The sequence below is a fragment of the Pseudarthrobacter sp. N5 genome (genome assembly GCF_050157035.1).
Classification (GTDB): domain Bacteria; phylum Actinomycetota; class Actinomycetes; order Actinomycetales; family Micrococcaceae; genus Arthrobacter.
The window spans coordinates 2391506-2406755 of sequence record NZ_CP189593.1; the positions used below are offsets into that span (position 1 = coordinate 2391506).

The following is a 15250-nucleotide window of genomic DNA, read 5'->3' on the forward strand; positions in this document are numbered from 1 at the left end:
TCCGGCCCTTCCCCTCAGCATCAGGCTGGCGCTGGTTCCGCTTCCGCGGCAGTGTTGCCCTGTTCAGCGCGCCGGTGTTCAACGCGCTTGGCCTGCTTGACAAGCTCGGGCTCGCTCTGGCGCAGCCACGCGTACATCGGTGCAGCCACAAAAATGGTGGCGGCTGTTCCGATCAGAATGCCCACGAACAACGCCAGGGACAGGTCCCGGAGCGTCCCGGCGCCCAGAAGGCCCGCGCCGATGAACAGAATGGCGCCCACCGGCAGGATGGCCACCATCATGGTATTGATGGACCGCACCAGCGTCTGGTTGACAGCAAGGTTGACTTCTTCAGCGAATGTCCTGCGGGTGGAAGCATCCAGTCCGGCAGTGTTTTCCCGGATCTTGTCGAAGACAACCACGGTGTCGTACAGCGAATAGCTGAGCACCGTCAGGAACCCGATGATTGCCGACGGCGTCACCTCAAAGTCACTGAGCGCATAGACACCGGCCGTGATGAACATGGTTACCGCCATACCGGCAATGGCAGAGAGCGACATCTTCCAGGTGCGGAAGTAGAGGGCCATCAGGATGGCCGCGATGACCACAAAGATCACCAGGCCCAGCAATGCCTGCCGGGTGACATCGGCGCCCCATGTGGGCCCCACGAAGTTGGAGGTCACTTCGTTGTCAGTGACGCCGTATGCCGAGGTGAGTCCCTCCTTGACGCTGACGGTCTCGTCCTCGGTGAGCTTGTCCGTCTGGATCCGCATAGTGGTGCCGGCGACGTTCGCCACCCGCGGAATACTTCCGGCGACAACGTCCGTCACCGCTTTTTCGCCCAGGCCGGCATCGATGGTCTTGACGTTCGAAACCGTAAACTCCGAACCACCGCGGAACTCGATGCCGAGGTTGAAACCGCCCTTGGCCGCAGGAATCAGGATGGACAGGGCAACGGCGACGGCGGCAACCAGGAACCAGATCTTTTTGGAACCGACGAAGTTGTACGAACGCTTGCCCGTGTAGAGCTCGTTACCGAAACTAGCGAAGCTTGACATTACTTGCCCTCCTTGGCTGCACTCTTGGAGGAACCCGCGAGCTGCTCCTGCTTTTCCGCGAGGCGGCGTTCTGCAATGGTCATGCGGCGTTCGGCTTCAGCAGCCGCACCAGTGTTCTTGGCACGCACCGCTGCCGGCTTCTCACCCGGACTGCGCAACCTGCCCGCGCCGCGGTACAGCGGCACGGCGCCAAGCTGCTTCGGATCCAGACCGGAGAACTTGTGGCCTTCGCCGAAGAACCTGGTCCGGGCCAGCAACTGGAGCGTGGGGTGCGTGAACATAAAGACGACGATGAGGTCGGCGATGGCGGTGAGGCCAAGCGTGAACGCAAAGCCACGAACGTTACCCACGGCCACGAAGTAGAGCACCAGGGCGGCCAGCAAGTTTACTGCCTTGGAGGCCAGCACGGTGCGCTTGGCCCGCTTCCATCCGTTCTCGACGGCGGACACCAGGCCCCGGCCTTCGCGGAGTTCATCACGGATACGTTCGAAGTAGACAATGAACGAGTCTGCTGTCTGGCCGATGGCCACAATGAGGCCAGCGACGCCGGCCAGTGAAAGACGGTAGTTTTCCGTCCAGCCCAGAATGGCGATGGCCAGGTATGTCAGGGAGCCTGCCACCACAAGCGAAGCGATGGTCACGAACCCCAGTGCGCGGTACTGGAACAGGGAGTAGACCACCACAAGCATCAGGCCGATCAGGCCTGCCAGCAGCCCCATGCGCAGCTGCTCACCGCCGAGCGTTGCGGAAATCTGCTGCTCACTCTGGATTTCGAAGCTGATGGGAAGGGCGCCGAAGCGCAGCTGATCGGACAGGGCCTTGGCAGTCTGCTCCGTGAACTTGCCGGTAATTTGGGGCCGGCCGTCAGTGATCACTGCTTGGGAGCGCGGAGCTGAAATGACCTGGTCATCCAGGACAATGGCGAACTGTGACTTCGGATCGGTTCCGGACTGTCCACCGGCAGCGACGTAGAACTGGTTCAGCCGTTCAGTGACAGTCTTGAACTTCTTGGAGCCTTGGTCGTTGAACTGGATGTTGACAGCCCACTCGTTGGTGACTGCACCCTGTGCGCCCCGCTGGAGCTGGAACGAGGAAGTCTGGATGTCAACGCCCTTTACCTCCACCGGCCCCAGGATGTACTTGATCGCCGGGCCCTGGGCGGTGGCCGGTTCGCAGGTGACCAGCGGCTTGGCCGGGTCCGAGCGTTCCTGCTTGTCCTGGGACGGGTTGTCGCAGTCAAGAGCCTCGAACTTCTTGTAGACATCCGCCGTGATCCAGTTGATGTCGCTGCCATTGGCAGGTTCAGCTGTGGGTTTAGGCAGCTTGTCTTCCGGAGTGAGCGATTCCTTGGCAACCGCGGCCCCGGCACCGGTCGCCAAAACCGGGCGGAAGTTCATGTCCGCTGATGCCTGGATGAGCGCCCGCGTCTCCTTCGAGGGGGTGCCGGGGAGACTGACCACCACGTTGCGGCCAGACTGTGTGCTGATTTCCGCCTCCGCGACGCCGGAGCCGTCAACGCGCTGGCGGATGATGGCCACGGCCTGGTTGAGCTGGTCTTCATTGATGTCCGAACCGCCCTCAACCTTGGGCGCCAGGATCATCTGGGTGCCGCCTTCAAGGTCCAGTGCCAGCTTGGGAGCCAAGCTTGCCTGCCCGGCCGTGGTGCCGCCGGCCAGGACTGCGGTCAGGACTGCGATGATTACGCCAAGCCAGACCAGCACCCTGAGGGCTGTGTTTTTGGGGCCAGTTCGTGCCATTGTCGATCTTTCTAATATTTACGGAGAAACCGCCGCTGCGGGTTTCAATGCCTACAGCGGCGGCGGCCCGCAGCCGTAGAGGTGATTACCTAGCGGGAGGCGGTGTGCCGGCGCGGACTAGAAGTCCTTCTTGCCTTCATCACTGGGGCGCTTCAGGGGTTCGTCGGTTGTTTCGACGGCGGCTGCCGATGGGCCGGCATCCTCTGATGTCAGGGATGAGGCGTCATCCGGGACCGCGGACTCATCGGCTGCCGGTTCAACAATCTTGGTGACAGCCTGGCGGTGCACGGTGGCAACGTTTCCGGGGGAAAGTTCCAGGAGGACCTTGTTTTCGGCTTCATCAATGGAGATGATCCGGCCGTACAGCCCAAAGCTGGTCATGACCTCCACACCGGGGGCGAACTGGGACTGGAGCGCCGCCGCCTGCTCTTTGGTTTTCTTGTTGCGTCGGAACATCACGAATATGAAGAGACCAAGCATGACGAACAGCAGGATGTTCATTGGATCCAAGGGGAAGTTCCATTCTGTACTTGCGCCACTGATTGACAGCAACGTCCGCGTTTGCACCTGGTGAGCTGGCAGGAAAAGCGTGCCGGTCCACCGGCAGCCCGTTGGAGCCGCCTGCGGGAACAAAGGCCCGAACGTGCCGAGCGTCATACCAGTCTAAAGGGAAAGCGGAGCGGACAGCGCTATTGGGTGTTTGGAATCCAGTCCGGGACAGTTTGTTCATCTGCTTGCCCGGCGTCAAAAACATCCAGCGGATCCTGCCCGAACACACCGGCGGGAACAGCGTAGCCAAGGTGCGTCCATGCCTGTGCCATGGCGATCCGCCCGCGCGGCGTCCGGCCCAGCAGGCCTTCCCTGACCAGAAATGGTTCGGCAACGGTTTCCACGGTCTCAGGCTCTTCGCCCACGGCAATCGCGAGGGTGGACAGTCCCACGGGTCCGCCGCCGAACTTGATAATCAAGGCTTCCAGGACCGCGCGGTCCAGCCGGTCCAGCCCGCGTTTGTCCACTTCGTACATATCCAGGGCGGCCGATGCTGCCCGTGCATCAATCTGTTCGATGCCATGGACCAGCGCCCAGTCCCGCACACGGCGCAGCAGACGGTTGGCGATCCGGGGAGTGCCGCGCGACCGCCCGGCGATTTCACTGAACCCTGCCGAATTCACTTTGAGGTCCAGCAGCCCAGCTGACCGGCGCAGCACGAGTTCCAGCTCGGCTACGGAGTAGAACTCCAGGTGCCCGGTAAAGCCGAATCTGTCCCTGAGCGGCCCCGGCAGGAGCCCGGCCCGGGTAGTGGCACCAACCAGTGTGAACGGCGGCAGCTCCAACGGGATTGCCGTGGCCCCGGCTCCTTTGCCCACCACGATGTCGACCCGGAAGTCCTCCATGGCCATATACAGCATTTCCTCGGCGGGACGTGACATGCGGTGAATCTCGTCCAGAAAGAGGACTTCGCCCTCGGACAGGGAAGAAAGGATGGCGGCAAGATCCCCGGCGTGTTGAATGGCGGGGCCGCTACTGATGCGCAGCGGTGCATTCATCTCGGCCGCGACGATCATGGCCAGCGTTGTTTTGCCCAGCCCCGGCGGGCCCGAGAAGAGCACATGGTCCGCACTGCGGCCGCGCATTCTCGAAGCCTGAAGCACAAGGGACAGCTGCTTGCGGACCCGGTGCTGCCCTACAAAGTCATGCAGGTTCTTGGGTCTGAGCGCAGCCTCAATGACTCGTTCCTCCGGTTCCTCGCCCCCGGAAACCAGCGACGGTTCAGCCACGGCTGCCTACTCTGTTGCCCGCACGGGCGCCGTCCTGGCCAAGCCAGCGAAGCGTCGTCCGGAGAATTTCGGCCACGTTCCCCGTTTCAGAAGTCCCGGGAGAGTCATCCAGCGCCTTGTCAATGCTTGCATTGGCATCCTTCTCCGACCATCCGAGGCTGGTCATGGCCGCAACTACCTGCGGCTTCCACACGGATTCCTGGGAAGGAGCCGGAGCAGGGCTCCCCGCCGTTCCATGCGGCACCAGCTTGCCGGCGAGCTCAAGAACTATGCGTGCGCCGACCTTCGGCCCGATTCCCGGCACTTTGGTAAACGTCTTGCTGTCTCCCGTGTGCGCCGCTACCCGGATGGCCTCCGGTTCATGGACGGCCAGAACCGCCAGTGCCAGCCGCGGTCCCACTCCGCTGACGCTGAGCAGGACGTCAAACACCTCGCGTTCGTCGTCGCTGGTGAACCCGAACAGCGTCAGGGAATCCTCGCGGACGATCAGCGAAGTGAAGAGCTTGCCTTCCTCGCCGATTTGCAGCCTGCTAAGGGTCTGCGGGGTGGCGTTAACACTCATGCCGGCACCGTTGAGATCGATCACGGCCGAGGACAACCCGACGTGCGCTACGGTTCCGCGGAGAAAACTTATCAAGGCCGGGCTCCTGAAATACCGCCGGGGATCCCGGCTATCCGAACATATCTACGAATACCCTAGCAAGCTGCCACGACATTCAGCGTCCACGGCGCGCCTTCGCCTCGGCCTCCGCCCATGCATGCTGGGCGGGCGTCAGCGACTGGCTTCCCGGACCGGTGGTTGCCATGGCAGCTCCGCTGCCGGCACGCCACGCGTGGGTGATGGCCAAGGCAAGGGCATCTGCGGCATCTGCGGGCCGGGGCGGAGCATCAAGCCGCAGGATTTTGGTCACGAGTTTTGTGACAGCATCCTTGTTGGCCGTGCCGCTGCCGGTGACGGCCGCCTTGACTTCCGACGGCGTGTGGAGGGCTACGGGGATGCCGCGCCGGGCGGCGGCGGCGATCACCACGCCTGAAGCCTGCGCCACGCCCATCACGGTGCTGACATTGAGCTGGGAAAAGACGCGTTCCACAGCCAGGACATGAGGTTCGTAGCGGTCCAGCCACTCATCGATTGCCAGGGCGATGACCAGCAGGCGCTGGTCCAGGGTCTCGTGCGGGGAGGTTCCCACCACGCCGACCGCCACCATGGTGGCGCGCCGGTTTTTTTCAACGTCCACGACGCCGATGCCGCAGCGCGTGAGCCCCGGATCAACTCCCAGCACGCGAAGCGTCAACTCCGGGCCTCCACTCGGCTATGCACGGCGGCAGGTCACTCTGCTTCCAGGGCGGCCTGTACGTCGTCGCTGAGGTCTGCATTGCTGTAGACATTCTGTACATCGTCGAGTTCCTCGAGGGCATCAACGAGCTTCAGGAACTTCTTGGCGCTGTCCAGATCAAGGGGAACCTGCATGGACGGCACAAATTCAGCCTCATCGGTGTCGTACTCGATGCCGGCTTCCTTGAGCGCATCGCGGATGGCCTGCAGGTCGGTGGGCTCCGAGTGGATTTCGAAGGTGTCCCCGTTGTCCTTGACTTCCTCGGCGCCGGCGTCGAGGACGGCCATCAGGACGTCGTCCTCGGTAAGGACGTTCTTGGTAAGGGTCACTACGCCCTTGCGGGTGAAGAGGTAGCTGACCGAACCGGGATCGGCGATGGTGCCGCCGTTGCGCGAGATGGCGAGGCGGACTTCCGAGGCTGCGCGGTTCTTGTTGTCCGTGAGGCATTCGATCAGCAGCGCCGAACCCTGCGGACCGCGGGCTTCGTACATGATTTCCGTGTAGTCCACAACTTCGCCGGTGAGGCCGGCCCCGCGCTTGATGGCGCGGTCAATGTTGTCAGCGGGGACTGAAGTCTTCTTGGCCTTTGTGACAGCCAGTTCCAGGCCGGGGTTGCCGGCGAGGTCCGGTCCGCCCATGCGTGCAGCGACTTCGATGTTCTTGATCAGCTTGGCGAACGACTTAGCCCGACGGCTGTCGAGGATGGCCTTCTTGTGCTTGGTTGTCGCCCATTTGGAGTGGCCTGACATGCTTTACGCTTCTCCTCTGATCATCCGAATAAACAGTTCATGCACGCGCTTCTCCCCCGTCACTTCCGGGTGGAAGGAGGTGGCCAGCAGGTGGCCGGAGCGCACTGCAACAATTCTAGCCGTGCCGTGCAGCGCGGCCGCATGTGAGGCGTGGGCGGCATCTGCCGGCTCCACCTGGGCCAGCACTTCAACGCCGGGCCCGACGCGCTCCACCCAGGGGCCGCGGATGAATACCGCGTGCACGGGAGCCACACCGGTGCCCGTGGCGCTGAAGTCGAGGCCCTTGAAGGCAAGATCCGTCTCGAAGGACTCACGCTGCCGGCCGAAGGCGTTGCGGCGCACCGTGATATCCAGTCCGCCGAATGTCTGCTGCGGGTTGCCGGCACGGTCGGTGGCCGGATCAGCGATCCGGTCCGCCAGCAGGATCATTCCTGCGCAGGAACCGTAAACAGGCAGGCCTGCAGCAATCCGCTCGCGCAACGGTTCAGCAAGTTCAAAGATCCGCGCCAGTTTGTCAATGGTGGTGGATTCGCCGCCGGGAATGATGAGGCCGTCAAGGCCGTCGAGCTCCGCGGGACGCCGGATTCCGATGCCGGCGGCTCCTGCCGCCTCGACGGCGCGAAGGTGTTCGCGGAAGTCGCCCTGGAGAGCCAGCACACCGATTCGGAGGCCAGCACCCACACCGGATGCGGCCGCTGAAAGGGGATTGATCATCCCGATATCATAGTGCGTCGACTTGCTGCGGTTGGCCCGGCCAGGTGCCACCCGCCTGATTCCATGCCGCGGCTGGGATATATTACAGAGCATGCTTTACTTCAGCGTTCCGCTCGGCAAGCTGGTCCGCCGGGTCTCCCGGCTAAGGGGCGGAGGCTCCGCCCTCCCCGGCTTGGTAGTCGAGAAAATCGACCCCGGCTTTATGCAGCGGACGTTGTCCGCACTCCCCCACGGAGTGGCGGTTGTCAGCGGCACCAATGGCAAGACCACCACCACCAAAATGGTGGTGGAACTCCTGGAAAGCCAGGGCCTGAAAGTGTTCACCAACCGCACAGGGAGCAATTTCACCAGGGGCGTCGTCGCAGCGCTCCTCGGCGAAGTGGACTGGCGCGGGCGTCTGGATGCCGATGTCGCCGTGCTGGAACTCGATGAAGCCCATGCAGTGCACTTCGTTAACCGCGTACCGCCGCGCTACAGCCTGCTGCTGAATGTGCTCCGCGACCAGCTTGACCGCTTCGGTGAAATCGACAAGACCGCCCAGCTCCTGCAGCACGTTGCCTCGAAGACCACAGGAACGGTGGTCCTCAACCGCGAGGATCCGCGCGTGGCGCGGATCGCCACCACCCTTAATGGGTATGAAGTGGGCGGCCCCGGGGTCCTCTATTTTGGCCTGGATGACTCGCTGCTCAGCACTTTTCCCAACGACGACGACATGCGCACCGCCCCGGGCAGCCCCGCACCGGCGGCCATTCCCGAAAAGCCCCATGCCGACGTCGTACTCCGGGAGGTTGGCGAGGGCAGCGCCAAATTTGAGTACGACGGCGTTGTTGTCACCACCGCGATGAAGCTCCGCGGCGTTTACAACATTTTTAACGCGGCAGCGGCGCTGACGCTTGCGCGGAGCATCGCCGGCGGCGTCGGTGCCACACCGCATAACGATGCCCTGCTCACGGCCCTTTCCCGGGTTGAACCCGCGTTCGGCCGCGGTGAAAGCCTGACCGTGGACGGACTCCCCCTGGATCTGGTGCTCGTCAAGAATCCCAGTGGCTTCCGGCTGGGGCTGAAGTCCTTCGCTGCCGGTGGCTATGCGACCATGATCGCCATCAACGACAACTACGCTGACGGACGCGATATGTCCTGGCTGTGGGACGTCGAGTTTGATTCACTGCGCGACGGCGGTGTGGACCAGCTCACAGGCTCCCGCGCCTACGACATGGCACTCCGGCTCCAATACGACGACGTCCGGATCGGCGCGGTCCAGACGGAGATCGCACCTGGCCTTGCATCTTTCATCCGCGAGGCCAAAGGCCGGCCCAAACGGGTTTTCTGTACCTACACAGCCATGCTGGCCATCCGCCGTGAGCTGTCCAAGATCACCACGGTGGAGGTTGTTTCGTGATTCCCGAACCAGAAGGAAGCAAGGGCACCATCCGTGTCCTGCAGCTTTACCCGCGTGATATGAACATCTACGGCGACTGGGGAAATGCGCTGGTGCTGCAGCAGCGGCTCCGCTGGCACGGTTACACGCCGGAGCTGCTCGAATACAACGTGGGAGATGATTTCCCAGCCGGCGTGGATCTGATTGTGGGCGGCGGCGGGCAGGACAGCGGGCAGCTGGTCATCCAGGACGATCTGCAAGCCCGCGGCGCAGTCCTGAAGGATCTTGCCGAGGACGGGACGCCGATGCTGGTCATCTGCGGCCTGTACCAGCTGTTCGGGAAGTTCTTCAAGACGCACACGGGGTCGGTGATTCCCGGTATCGGCATCCTGGACGTGGAAACCCACGGCACCGATGAACGCCTTATTGGCAATGTGAAGGTCAGCACGCCTGAATTCGGGGACGTGCTGGGGTATGAGAACCACAGCGGCCAGACCACCCTTGGTCCCGGTGTAGCGCCTCTCGGCACGGTGGCCAAAGGCACCGGCAATAACAGCGGCGACGGTCACGAAGGCGCCCGCTACCGCAATGTGGTGGCGAGTTACCTGCATGGGTCGCTGTTGCCGAAGAACCCGGCCGTGGCTGACTTCCTTATCCGGACCGCCGTCGAACGCAAGTTCGGTACTTTTGTGCCGGGAAAGCCCGACGACGACTATGCGCGCCTCGCGCGCGAATACGCCGCCCGCCGGCCCCGATAGGGCCGCCGGCGCTTACGGTTCCTTGGTGATCAGCAGCTCATGGGCGCCTGCCCCGGCTGCACCCATGGACTCCACCACGGTCTTGGTCCGCAGCCTGATGGCCGCATCGGTGGCTTCCGTGGCGCAGACACCCTGCGGGGCGTCAGCCGCGACGGAACACCAGCGGTACGGTCCGCGGACAATCACCGACGGTGCCCAGCCGAGATCAGATGCCGTCCATTTCCCTGCCGCGTCCTGGCTGAACTGGGCACGCACCAGCAGCCCCTCGTTGTTGACCACGTACCAGGGTGAGAGCTCCGTGACGCCGTTGCCCAGTCCGTACACGATCCATGTGCCCTTGTAGTTTTCGATCGGCAGAACCGAGTGGGTGTGGTGGCCGTAGATCATGGTGAACTCGCCGCTGTCCACCAGCGTGTGAGCCACATCCTGCTGCTCGGCGTTGGCTTCGCTGGCGTATTCGTCGCCCGCGTGCATCACGCCCAGGACAATGTCAGCACCGAGGATTCTGGCCTGCTTCGCCTTGCCGATCATGGCTGCGGGGTCCAGCATGTCCACCTGCCAGTCATATTCAGGAATCTGCCCGTTCAGTCCGTAGGCACCGGCTATGACTGCGATAGTGGCCGCGCCGGTCTTAAGCATGAGGATGCCCTGCGACTCTGCTTCTGTCCTGTAGGAGCCCGTGTGGCCCAGGCCGGCGGCGTCGAGAGTATCAAGGGTGCGGACCAGGCCGGCCGTTCCCTGGTCGATCGTGTGGTTACTTGCGGTGGTGCAGGCCTGATAGCCCACGTTCTTCGAGGCCGCGGTGATCTGCGGAGGGACATTGAACGACGGATACGCGGAGAACGGGCCCACGGGGCCCGCCACCGGAGTCTCCTGGTGGCAGATGGCCAGATCGCTGGCCTTGACGTACCTCCGCTGCCCTTCCAGCAGGGGTACAAAGTCGTAGCCGGGCTGCCCCGTTGCCGAAGCGTCCTCCCGTGCCTGCTGCCAGAGCTGGGCGTGCACCAGCGTGTCCCCGGTGACCAGCACCGAGGTGCAGCGGAGCGTCGCGCACACGGGGCCCGCTCCGGGAGTCGGCGTGGGGGTAGGGGTAGGCGTTGCCGAAGCGGTTGCCGGGGCGGTTGCCGATTCTGCCGGTGATGCCGGACTACTGGTGGCATTCTGCTCGGCTATCAAGCCACACGAGGACATCGATACCGCAAGCGCCATGCCTACCACGGCCGACGACACTCGGAAGGGAAACGCTCTGGGGCTGTTCCGCATGACCGCCATCCTACGGTGACAGGGTTCACAACTCACCTCCGACACCGTTGAGAATCAGGCCCATATATGAAAGTGTTATTTCATGACTAACCCTCTCTTGAGCCCCAGCGCGCTGCCGTTCGGCCTCCCGCCCTTCGCCGATATCGAAGATGCGCATTACGCCGAAGCCGTGGACGCGGGCCTTGCAGAACATCTCGCCGAACTCCAGATGATCGCGGACAACCCAGACCCGGCAACTTTCGAAAACACGGCCCTGGCCATGGAACGCGCAGGCAGCTTGCTGCAGCGCGCAGCAGCGTCCTTCTTCACTCTGGTGTCGGCCGACGCCACGGAATCCATCCGGTCACTCGAAACAGAGCTGTCGCCGCGCTTTTCAGCCCACCAGGACGCCGTATACCTGAATCAGGGACTCTTCGATCGCCTCAGCGCCGTGGACACTGAAGGTCTCGGCAGCGAATCCGCCCGGCTCGTGGACGAATACCTCAAAGAATTCCGCCAGTCGGGAATCCAGCTCGACGACGACGGACAGGAAAGGCTTAAGTCCGTCAACGCGGAACTCTCCAGGCTGGGCACGGAGTTTGGCCAACGGGTCAAGGAAGCCATGAAGTCCGCGGCGCTGCTGCTCGACGACGCGGCTGAACTCGCCGGGCTGCCGGCAGATGACGTTGCCAGCGCGGCGGAGGCGGCACGGACGGCAGGCCACGAGGGAAAGTTTCTGTTGACGCTGATCCAGCCCAGCAACCAGCCTGCCCTGGCTGCCCTCGAGAACCGGGAGGTCCGCCGTCGGCTCTTTGAAGCTTCACTCGCCCGCGGCAGCAGCGGCGGCCCGCTGGATGTGCTGGACCTCGTGAGATCGACCGTCCAGCTCCGGGCCGAAAAGGCCGCACTGCTCGGATTCACGAACTACGCCGAGTTGGTGGTGGATCGTCACCGCACCCGACTTCGATGCCGTGCAGGTCATGCTGAGCCGGCTGGCCCCGGCAGCCGTCCGGAACGCGGACTCGGAGGCGGCGGCGCTTGCGGAAGCCGCGGGCCACCCCCTCGAGGCCTGGGACTGGGCGTACTACTCAGCCAAGGTACGGCGAGAACGTTATGCCGTGGACGAGCAGGCAATCCGCCCCTACTTCGAACTCGACCGGGTCCTGGCGGACGGCGTATTCTTCGCCGCCACCGAGCTTTACGGTGTGACGTTCCACGAACGCACGGATCTGGCCGGCTACCATCCCGATGTCCGGGTCTGGGAAGTCCGTAATGCCGATGGCAGCCAGCTCGGACTGTTCCTGGGCGACTACTACACCAGAGAATCCAAACGCGGCGGGGCATGGATGAACTCCCTCGTAGAACAGTCAGCGCTGCTCGGCACCCAGGCCGTGGTGATCAACAATCTGAACATCTCCAAGCCCCCGGCCGGCGAACCAACGCTCCTGACCCTGGATGAAGTCCGCACCACGTTCCACGAGTTCGGCCATGCCCTGCACGGACTGTTCTCAGACGTCACCTACCCACGCTTCGCCGGTACGTCGGTTCCCCGGGACTTCGTGGAATACCCATCCCAGGTGAATGAAATGTGGATCATGTGGCCGGAGGTGCTGGCCAACTACGCCCGCCATCATGCAACAGGCGAGCCGCTGCCGCTGGACGTGGTTGACCGGCTGGATGCGTCCCGGCTTTGGGGCGAAGGGTTCGGCACCACGGAATACCTGGGCGCTGCGCTCCTGGACCTGGCCTGGCATGTGCTGGAGAGAGCCGATATCCCGGACAATGCCCTTGCCTTCGAGGCCAAGGCACTTGCGTCGGCGGGGGTGGCGCACACGCTCATTCCGCCCCGGTACCGCACCGGCTATTTCCAGCACATCTTCGCGGGTGCAGGATACGCCGCAGGCTACTACTCCTACATCTGGAGCGAGGTGCTGGATGCCGAGACTGTGAACTGGTTCAAGGAAAACGGCGGCCTCAACCGGGCCAACGGCGACTTCTTCCGGGCCGAGCTCCTGTCCCGCGGCAACAGCCGGGATCCTCTGAAGTCCTTTCGCGCGTTCCGTGGCCGGGATGCCGGCCTCGGGCCGCTGCTGAAACGCCGCGGCCTGGAATAGCATGGAGCCCGCGGAACCAGCTGCACCGGAAATTAACCAAGACGGCGGCCGGTCACCTCGCAAGGTGACCGGCCGCCGTCGTCGTAAATGTTGTGCTGCTGCTGGTTACCAGCCGCGCTCGGACAGGCGGTGCGGCTGCGGGATCTCGTCCACGTTGATGCCCACCATCGCTTCACCGAGACCGCGGGAAACCTTGGCGATGACGTCGGGATCGTCGAAGAACGTGGTGGCCTTCACGACGGCGGCGGCGCGCTCGGCCGGGTTGCCGGACTTGAAGATACCGGAACCGACGAACACACCGTCCGCGCCGAGCTGCATCATCATGGCGGCGTCGGCCGGGGTGGCGATGCCGCCGGCGGTGAACAGCACAACGGGGAGCTTGCCCGTGGAGGCAATCTCCTTGACCAGTTCGTAGGGAGCCTGCAGTTCCTTCGCGGCGACGTAGAGTTCGTCTTCCGGCAGGGCAGCAAGCTTGGCGATCTCGGCGCGGATCTGGCGCATGTGGCCGGTGGCGTTGGAGACATCGCCGGTGCCGGCTTCGCCCTTGGAACGGATCATGGCCGCGCCTTCGTTGATCCGGCGCAGGGCCTCACCGAGGTTGGTGGCACCGCAGACGAAGGGAACGGTGAACTTCCACTTGTCGATGTGGTTCACGTAGTCAGCCGGGGTGAGAACCTCGGACTCGTCGATGTAATCGACGCCCAGGGACTGGAGCACCTGGGCCTCAACAAAGTGCCCGATCCGGGCCTTCGCCATGACCGGAACGGATACGGCTTCGATGATCTTGTCGATCATGTCCGGATCGGACATGCGGGACACGCCGCCCTGGGCACGGATATCAGCCGGGACACGCTCCAGCGCCATAACAGCAACGGCACCGGCGTCTTCGGCGATGCGGGCCTGCTCGACGTTGACGACGTCCATAATGACGCCGCCCTTGAGCATCTCTGCCATGCCGCGCTTGACGCGGCTGCTGCCCGTCACGCTATTGGCGGACGTGCCGGCTTCGCTGCTTACATCAGGTGTAGACACAAAAACCCCTATGGGTAGATAGATGTTACGTAGATCCGGTCTCTCGAACGGGTGAAGGCGGGATGGAAAAACCGCAACCTGCACGCACCGGATTGCCGGGCCCATTGACCAGGCAGTCCTAATACTAGTCCCCCGCGGCAGCGGCGCTTAATTCGGGTTACGGGGCATCTTCAAGCGATTGACGGTGCACAGTGACGATGCGCTGCACCACTGTAATCAGGCTTGCGAGGGCCAGTAGACCGAGCGTCACCAGCAGCACGGTGCTGGGCAGCCCCAGGCCGGTGAAGCCGGTGACCACCAGAACGGACACAAGCCTTTCTGCGCGCTCCGCGACGCCCACATTCGCCTCGAAACCGAGTGCCTCGGCCTTTGCCCGGGCGTACGACACCACCATGCCAAGAACAAGGCACACGACGGCGGCGACCGCTATGGCATGATCCGCGCCGCCGGTGAAGAACCAGATAGCCAGACCTGCGAAAAGTGCACCATCGGCAACCCTGTCCAGCGTGGAATCGAGGAAGTTTCCCCAGCGTCCTCCGCCGTTCTGCATACGCGCCATGATGCCGTCAATGACATCGGAGAAAATAAAGGCGGTGATGAAGAGGGTGCCCCACCAGAGCTGGCCCAGAGGATAGAAGACCAGGGCACCCACCACCACACCGGCGGTGCCGATGATGGTGACGGTGTCCGGCGAAACACCGACTTTCAGGAACCAGCGGGCAAGCGGGGAGAACAGCGCGGTGAAAAATCCGCGGGCATGCCTATTCAGCATCGGTCTCCCCGGGCCACGCCTGGGCAACCTGCTGGCGGACCTCATCGAGTGTCTGGGTGATCGCCTTGGTCTGGGCAATGATCGGGAAGAAGTTGCCGTCTCCGCCCCACCTCGGAACGATGTGCTGGTGAAGGTGACTGGCAATTCCGGCCCCGCCCACTGTGCCCTGGTTCATTCCCAGGTTGAAGCCCCCGGGGTTGGCCACTTTTCGGAGTACGCGCATTGCCGTCTGTGACAGCTCTGCGAACTCCACTGTTTCCTCCACACTCAAATCGGTGTAGTCCGGAACATGGCGGTACGGGCACACCAGCAAATGCCCGGGGTTGTAGGGAAACAGATTCAGCACCACGTAGCTGGTCCTTCCCCGGTGGACGATCAATGATTCTTCATCGCTCCGGCCCGGCGCCACGCAGAACGGACAGTCGTCCTGGTTCGTGAACTGGCTTTGACCGCCCTTGATGTACGCCATTCGGTGCGGAGTCCACAGCCGCTGGAAAGCATCAGGGACGCCGGCGAGGCCGAAGTCATCGGTCACGCCGGCGTCGCCCGGATACTCCGCGCCTGTGGTCTCCTGCACCGTCT

15 protein-coding genes and 1 pseudogene are annotated in these 15250 nt (G+C 63.3%); 4 read left to right on the plus strand and 12 right to left on the minus strand.

Annotated features, from left to right (window positions below):
• Positions 1-20 precede the first annotated feature (20 nt).
• From secF to pdxT, 8 genes are all read right to left on the minus strand, one after another.
• Positions 21-1037 (minus strand): protein translocase subunit SecF, encoded by a 1017-nt coding sequence (gene secF, locus ACQCST_RS11475; protein WP_426995914.1) that lies wholly within the window; start codon positions 1035-1037, stop codon positions 21-23.
• Positions 1037-2794: a protein translocase subunit SecD gene (gene secD, locus ACQCST_RS11480; protein WP_426995915.1), complete on the minus strand. Its 1758-nt coding sequence runs from the start codon at positions 2792-2794 to the stop codon at positions 1037-1039. Before secD ends, secF begins: the two co-directional genes overlap by 1 nt.
• A gap of 117 nt (positions 2795-2911) precedes the next feature.
• Positions 2912-3295, minus strand: a complete 384-nt coding sequence (gene yajC / locus ACQCST_RS11485; protein ID WP_426999159.1) for a preprotein translocase subunit YajC — start codon at positions 3293-3295, stop codon at positions 2912-2914.
• A gap of 188 nt (positions 3296-3483) precedes the next feature.
• Positions 3484-4572, minus strand: coding sequence for a Holliday junction branch migration DNA helicase RuvB (gene ruvB / locus ACQCST_RS11490; RefSeq protein ID WP_426995916.1), 1089 nt, complete (start codon positions 4570-4572; stop codon positions 3484-3486).
• Positions 4565-5209, minus strand: a complete 645-nt coding sequence (gene ruvA, locus ACQCST_RS11495) for a Holliday junction branch migration protein RuvA (protein ID WP_426995917.1) — start codon at positions 5207-5209, stop codon at positions 4565-4567. Before ruvA ends, ruvB begins: the two co-directional genes overlap by 8 nt.
• Positions 5210-5288: 79 nt before the next feature.
• Positions 5289-5867 (minus strand): crossover junction endodeoxyribonuclease RuvC, encoded by a 579-nt coding sequence (gene ruvC / locus ACQCST_RS11500; protein WP_426995918.1) that lies wholly within the window; start codon positions 5865-5867, stop codon positions 5289-5291.
• A gap of 35 nt (positions 5868-5902) precedes the next feature.
• Positions 5903-6658 (minus strand): YebC/PmpR family DNA-binding transcriptional regulator, encoded by a 756-nt coding sequence (locus ACQCST_RS11505; RefSeq protein ID WP_426995919.1) that lies wholly within the window; start codon positions 6656-6658, stop codon positions 5903-5905.
• Positions 6659-6661: 3 nt separating this feature from the next.
• Positions 6662-7372 (minus strand): pyridoxal 5'-phosphate synthase glutaminase subunit PdxT, encoded by a 711-nt coding sequence (gene pdxT / locus ACQCST_RS11510; protein ID WP_426995920.1) that lies wholly within the window; start codon positions 7370-7372, stop codon positions 6662-6664.
• 91 nt (positions 7373-7463) lie between these two features.
• Between pdxT and ACQCST_RS11515 the strand changes: the two genes are divergently transcribed.
• On the plus strand, positions 7464-8771 hold the full coding sequence (locus tag ACQCST_RS11515) for a MurT ligase domain-containing protein (RefSeq protein WP_426995921.1): 1308 nt from the start codon (positions 7464-7466) through the stop codon (positions 8769-8771).
• Entirely contained in the window at positions 8768-9508 is a 741-nt protein-coding gene (locus tag ACQCST_RS11520; RefSeq protein WP_426995922.1) for a type 1 glutamine amidotransferase, read from the plus strand. Before ACQCST_RS11515 ends, ACQCST_RS11520 begins: the two co-directional genes overlap by 4 nt.
• A gap of 12 nt (positions 9509-9520) precedes the next feature.
• Here the strand turns inward: ACQCST_RS11520 and ACQCST_RS11525 are convergent, their stop codons facing one another.
• Positions 9521-10564, minus strand: coding sequence for a CapA family protein (locus ACQCST_RS11525; protein ID WP_426995923.1), 1044 nt, complete (start codon positions 10562-10564; stop codon positions 9521-9523).
• Positions 10565-10586: 22 nt separating this feature from the next.
• On the opposite strand from ACQCST_RS11525, the gene ACQCST_RS11530 reads away from it, so the two are divergent.
• Positions 10587-10790 carry a hypothetical protein gene (locus ACQCST_RS11530; RefSeq protein ID WP_426995924.1) on the plus strand — a complete coding sequence of 68 codons (204 nt, stop codon included), beginning with the start codon at positions 10587-10589 and terminating at the stop codon, positions 10788-10790.
• A 63-nt stretch (positions 10791-10853) separates the two neighbouring features.
• Positions 10854-12864 (plus strand): annotated as a pseudogene (locus ACQCST_RS11535) (M3 family metallopeptidase).
• A 105-nt stretch (positions 12865-12969) separates the two neighbouring features.
• Here ACQCST_RS11535 and pdxS read toward each other — a convergent pair.
• The 3 genes from pdxS to ACQCST_RS11550 form a co-directional block, all read right to left on the minus strand.
• Positions 12970-13896 carry a pyridoxal 5'-phosphate synthase lyase subunit PdxS gene (gene pdxS / locus ACQCST_RS11540; protein ID WP_426995925.1) on the minus strand — a complete coding sequence of 309 codons (927 nt, stop codon included), beginning with the start codon at positions 13894-13896 and terminating at the stop codon, positions 12970-12972.
• Between the two features lie 157 nt (positions 13897-14053).
• Complete coding sequence (gene pgsA, locus ACQCST_RS11545) at positions 14054-14668, minus strand: phosphatidylinositol phosphate synthase (protein ID WP_426995926.1); 615 nt, start codon at positions 14666-14668, stop codon at positions 14054-14056.
• Positions 14658-15245, minus strand: coding sequence for an HIT family protein (locus ACQCST_RS11550; protein ID WP_426995927.1), 588 nt, complete (start codon positions 15243-15245; stop codon positions 14658-14660). Before ACQCST_RS11550 ends, pgsA begins: the two co-directional genes overlap by 11 nt.
• Positions 15246-15250: the final 5 nt, after the last annotated feature.